The 5,746-nt window shown below is 65.1% G+C and carries 4 protein-coding genes; all 4 read left to right on the top strand.

The annotated features are described in order from the left end of the window. Window positions 1-781 (top strand): hypothetical protein (locus NZM16_RS01355; RefSeq protein WP_295477956.1); only part of this gene is annotated, 781 nt, incomplete at its 5' end. A 676-nt stretch (window positions 782-1,457) separates the two neighbouring features. Continuing rightward, window positions 1,458-2,048, top strand: a complete 591-nt coding sequence (locus NZM16_RS01350; RefSeq protein WP_295477953.1) for a hypothetical protein — start codon at window positions 1,458-1,460, stop codon at window positions 2,046-2,048. 180 nt (window positions 2,049-2,228) lie between these two features. After that, entirely contained in the window at window positions 2,229-2,828 is a 600-nt protein-coding gene (locus NZM16_RS01345; protein WP_295477950.1) for a hypothetical protein, read from the top strand. Window positions 2,829-4,249: 1,421 nt separating this feature from the next. Continuing rightward, on the top strand, window positions 4,250-5,581 hold the full coding sequence (gene eno, locus NZM16_RS01340) for a phosphopyruvate hydratase (protein WP_367280986.1): 1,332 nt from the start codon (window positions 4,250-4,252) through the stop codon (window positions 5,579-5,581). Window positions 5,582-5,746 lie beyond the last annotated feature (165 nt).

Here is a 5,746-nt window from a genome sequence, read left to right as displayed (position 1 = left end):
GCATGAGATCCCGCAACGAAGGGTTCGGGATCCGGCGCACGGTTTTCTAAGAAGAGTTAACGGGCCTTGGTGCGGACAAGATCGCGCCGGGGCTGCTCTGTTCACACAAGCTGCCGCGCGCGCAGCAGCCGTTCTGTCGGTCGAACAAGCGGCGGCGGCCGCCCGTGAGCTCGAGGGGCAGGCGATGAGGCGTAAAGGCTTTTTGGCGGCTCTGATCGCCCTTTTGCCGGTGGTTGTGGCCCTGTTGGCGACGCGAGGGGCGTGGCCCTCCCCGCCCGGCGGGTTCGCGATGGTGTCCGAGCGATCCCTGAGGGAGCTGGGATGGGAGGTGGAGGCGGATCTCCGCCCTGCGGACCAGATTGCCGCAGAGATCACCAACATGTTCGGCTTAGCTCCGAAACGGCTCGGAAGAGGCGTGGCGATCGCCGCATGGGATCCGGCTTCCGCTGGGGTCACAGAGATCCACAAAGCCCGGATCGCGGGAATCCAACAGGTCATATACCCCCTCGTTTCCCCTGTTGAGGCCCGGCAGGCGTGTGAAGGCCTGCGGCACCACCTGCCGAAGCAGATCCACATGCCGTTGGAGTTAGAGGAGGTCCGTTCGATCTCCATCGCGAACGGTCGCGGATACCTCTTGGTGGCTCAGGACCAAGTGGGCAAGACCGTTTGGCTGATCGGCTGTCGCGCCTCCACGTTGACGATCCTGTCGATTTTCAGCCCGAACCCGGACGTGCCGCGGGAGCTGCTGCCGCACCTGCAGTCCGTGGTTCTGGGCCGATGACTCCGCGCTGAACGTTAAGAGGGGGAGAGGGGAGAGATTCGAGATCTTTCTTCCGGCCTTCTATAGGAGGCAAGGTGGGCCTTTCCCCGCAGAGCCATGTGGAAATCCGCAGGAGGAGCTCTGGGGAAAATCCAGTGGTGGAGGCGCCTCGGCCGGAATGCGATGAGCGTTGGCGAGGCGCTCGATTCGCAGGACGCTGAGGTTGGCGCTGGTGGCTGCCCTACTCGTGATGCTGGGCGGGTGGGGACCACCACGGCCAGTATTATCGGAAGAGGCCCCGCCGGGCGCTCGAGGGGCGCCCCTGGAGCTGAACGAGTGGGCCGCCGCGACGTCCACCCTTACCCGCTTTCAATCCGGGCCTCCCGGCCCGCTGTGGTTGGGACGGGTCTATGCGTCTCGCTGGGAAGATGCTTGGTCTGGGGGACGACTGCATAAGCTTGCAGTTTGGACCCTTCCGTACTGCCACAGCCAGGAATACTTAGGCCCAGGAGGGTATGCCGATACGTGCTCAAGCAATCACGGATGCATCGATCAGTGGACGTGGTGGCTTAGATATCCAGAGTCGAAATTAGGAGTTCCCCTCCTATGGTGGCTAACTGGCTGGCATCGCCAGATCATCTCGAATTATCGAGCAACATGCTGGATTCAATGATACCATAAAATCGGAGGACGAAAAATGAAAAACAAAAATTTGTTGCTGGCTGCGATCGCTCTTTTGTCGTTGTTTGCCGCTCTGTTCGCCATAGGAAGGGCGGAGTCTTCCTCACCGGATGGGTTTGCACTGCTATCAGAGGGATCCCTAAGGGAGCTGGGATGGGAGGTGGAAGTGGATTCCCGTCATGCCGACTGGATGGTCGCAGAGATCGTCCGCTTGCTGAGCTCAGTTCCTAACGGGCCTATCAAGGCAGTTTCGATGCTGGTCTGGCATCCGGATTCCGTCGGGGTCGTTGAGTTTCGCCGGGCCCGGATCGCCGGGATCCACCAGTCGCTATACACCTTTGCTTCCCCAGCTGAGGCGCGGCGAGCCTGTGAAGCCCTGCCGCGTCGCCTGCCGGAGTGGCAGCACGCGTCGCTGGAGGAAGTCCGCCCCCTCTCGATGGCCAGGGGTCGCGGACACCTAGCGGTGCTTCAGACCCTCTACGTCCGGTCCGTCTGGCTGGTTGGTTGTCGCGGGTCTACCTTGATGCTCTTGGGGATCCTCAGCGAGAATCCGCAAGTGCCGTCGGAGTTGCTGCCGCGCTTGCAGTCGATGGTGGTGGGCGAATAAATCTCATAAGGTCCGCCGGTCAGGGGTTCGGGATCCGGCGCATGGTTTTCTAAGAAGAGTGAACCGGCCTCGGCGCGGATGAGGTCGCGCCGGGGCCGCTCTGTTCACGCGAGCCGCCGTGCGGCAGCCGCTCCGTCGGTCGAACAGGTGGCTGCCGCCCGTGAACTCGAGGAGCGAGCGATGAAGCGCAGGAGCTTTTTAGGGGCTCTGATCGCCCTTTTGCCAGCGGTTGTAGCCCTGCTGGCAACACAAGAAGTGGGGCCCTCCCTGCCTGGCGGGTTCGCGCTGGTGTCCGAGCCCTCCCCGAGGGCGCTGGGGTGGGAGGTGGAGGCAGATCCCCGAGCGGGGGATGCGGCCGTTGCGGAGACCGCAAACCTGCTGAACCTGGCTCCCGACCAGCCCGGGAAGGGAGTCGTGATGGTGGTCTGGGATCTGGATTCGGTCGGGGTCACGGACTCTCGCCAGGCTCGGGTCGCCGGAATCGTCCAGGTGTTGTATCACTATGCCTCCGCGCGCGAGGCCTGGCGAGTCTGTGAGGCCCTCCCCCATCGCCTGGTAGAATGGCTGCAGAAGAACGCAGAAGAAGTCCGCCTTCTCCCTCTCTCGATCGCCCGGGGGCGCGGACACCTTGCGTCGGTTCGGGGACCCTCCGGCGTCCATTCTCTGTGGCTGGCTGGCTGTCGGGGGTCTGCGGTGACGGTTTTGGCGATCGTGAGCCTGAATCCCCAACTGCCGTCGGAGTTGATGCCCCACTTGCAGCCGATCGTGCTGGGGCCGTGATGGGGGCCGGTGACCTGAAGCAGGGGGCCCACCGCTTTGGCCCTTCGACCGTCGCGCGTTCGCCCTGATCATTAGGTTGATCCGCAGCCCGCACCGAAAGAAGCGCCGTGGGAGGAGCGGCGACGCCGGCCGCCCGCGGTTCGGGGCCTACAAGGGCCCACCATCCGCGCAGGACAACAGGAGGGATTCGGGACCCTCCTCTAGGTGTCGGACGAAACGGGGTAAGCCTTCTCCGTCTTCCGGCCCAGCCTCTAGGAACAATCGCCTGCACGAGGGGCAATCCCCGTTCTCGGGCGTGCCGCTTGCCAGGGTCGCATTTCCTCAAGCGGGGACGATCCCGTTTGATCGGCCAACCGAAACCGAGCGCGCCATACCGGTTCGGGAGCCCGAAGGCCTCCAAGGGATGCGCACCACGCTTCTCGCCCATGCCCCGGCTCACGTGGAGGCTGATCGGAACGAAAACGCGGCCCTCCTGCGCTGCCTCTTGGAATCCCTGTGCAGCCCGATCCCGATTCAGATCCCCTTTCGGAGGCGGAGCTGGCGGACGTCTTGGGGATCGCGCCGGAGGCCCAAGCGCGAGAGCGTTGGATTGCCAGACCTGGGCGGCCGGCTGGGCTGAAAAGACCGGAGGATGCCGGCGCTCCCATTGATTGAATCCGCCCGCTTCTCCGACGCAGGAGGGGAGAAAGCGCGAAGCTACAGCGGGGGCCAAGGCGATCACTAAAGACAGAAGGGAGAGCAGCTCAAGCACCGCTCCGGGGTTGTCGGGGCGGGGGTGTTGGGGGCGGCGGGGCCGAAGCGGCCGATGCCTCCGGGGACGGCAGCCTGAGTCTGGACGCCAGCGGGAAGCGGGAACAGGAATGGGAGCGGGGATCGGTGGAGGAGCTGGCTCAGGGTTGGGGCATAGGGTTCCCGGAAGGGAACATGGGCCTGGATCGCGGGCGGTGGGCTGGGGGCGGCGTGACGGCGAAGTGATGGGCGTGGCGTTGTCACAGATCGGAGAGGAGGGATTCGAGCGCTGGGGAGTCTTGGTCTGGGTGCTCCCGAGGATCATCGAGGGCGGGCTCTTCGCGCCCCTCACGGCCCTACGGCCCCCGAACGATGGGTGGAGCGAGGGCCCCTCGAAGAAGTAGAAGGGAGCGAGAGGAGACGTCATTTCCTCGGCGAACAGGGCGCACGTTCCTTGGATAGAGTGAAAGCGGGCGGCTTCGCCGCCCGCTTTTGTTTAGGTTCTGCAGACCTTCCAGATGTTGAAAGAGTGAACACAGCTTGTAAATTCCATGCGGCTTGCGAAGAAAGGGTGCAGGGATGCGTTGAAAGCGCTTCCCGCATTTCCCTCGTGAGGACAAGACCGAAAACGTCTCCAGCCTGCGCCGGGAGCGACTATAATCAAACAGAGACCTCATGGAGGAAGTCGAACGATGGCGCGCGCGGTGGATTTCCCCACGCGGATCGAGATGGTGCGGGCGCGGGAGATCCTGGATTCCCGCGGCAACCCGACGGTGGAGGTGGAAGTGCATCTGGCCGACGGCACGGTGGGCCAGGCGGCCGTGCCCTCCGGCGCCAGCACCGGCGCCCACGAGGCCTGGGAGCTGCGCGATGAGGACCCCTCCCGCTATCTGGGGAAGGGGGTGCTGCGGGCGGTGGAGAACGTCAACACCCGGATCGCCGAGGAGCTGGTGGGCTGGGACGCCCTGGACCAGGTGGGGATCGATGAGGCGCTGATCGGCCTGGATGGAACCGAGAACAAGCGGGAGCTGGGGGCCAATGCCATCCTGGGCGTCAGCCTGGCGGTGGCGGCCGCTGCCGCCCGCTCCCTGGGCCTTCCCCTCTACCGCTACCTGGGCGGCGTGGAGGCCCGGGTGTTGCCGGTGCCGATGATGAACATCCTCAACGGCGGCAAGCACGCCGACGATTCGGCGGACCTTCAGGAATTCCTGATCCTCCCGGTGGGCGCCCCTTCGTTCGCCGAGGCCCTGCGCTGGGGAACGGAGGTCTATCATCATCTCAAGAAGGTCCTCAAGAAGCGGGGCTACAGCACCAACGTGGGGGACGAGGGGGGCTTCGCGCCGAACCTGCGCTCCAACCAGGAGGCGGTCGAGCTGATCCTGGAGGCGATCCAAGCGGCGGGCTACACGCCGGGGGAGCAGATCGCCCTGGGGCTGGACGCAGCGGCCAGCGAGCTCTACCAGGACGGCGTCTACGTCCTCCGCAAGGAGGGGCGGACGCTGTCGGCGCCGGAGCTGGCGGAGCTCTACGCCCGCTGGGCCGAGCAGTATCCGATCCTCTCCATCGAAGACGGGATGGCGGAGGACGACTGGGAGGGGTGGCGGCACCTGGCAGAGCGCCTGGGGGATCGGATCCAGCTGGTAGGGGACGATCTCCTGGTGACCAATGTGAGCCGCATCCGCCGGGCGATCGCCGAGCGGGCGTGCAACGCGCTGCTGTGTAAGGTCAACCAAATCGGGACGCTCACCGAGGCGGTCCAGGCGGCGCGGCTGGCCCAGCGGGCGGGGTGGGGCCTGATCATCTCCCACCGCAGCGGCGAGACGGAGGACACGTTCATCGCGGATCTGGCGGTGGCGTTGAACGCAGGGCAGATCAAGACCGGGGCGCCGTGCCGCAGCGACCGTGTGGCCAAATACAACCGGCTGCTGCGCATCGAGGAGGAGCTGGGCGAGAGCGCCCAGTATGCCGGCCGCTCCGCCTTCCCGGGCTGGGTCTCCCGTCTCGAGGGCTCGCCAGCGCTGTAGAGGCGATGTTGGACCGGGGAGGATCGCGCCTTCGATTTTGCAGGGAGTTTGGGGGCGGAAGAGACCGCCGAAGGCGAGCTCGCCCGTCCAAAACATTGCGTTGGGAATTCCGACGAGCGTCGGGCTAACGTTGGATGGATCGTGGATAACCCCCGAGCTTCCCCC

The sequence above is a fragment of the Thermoflexus sp. genome, assembly GCF_025055495.1.
Classification (GTDB): Bacteria; Chloroflexota; Anaerolineae; order Thermoflexales; family Thermoflexaceae; genus Thermoflexus.
This window is presented reverse-complemented; position numbering and strand designations above follow the sequence as displayed.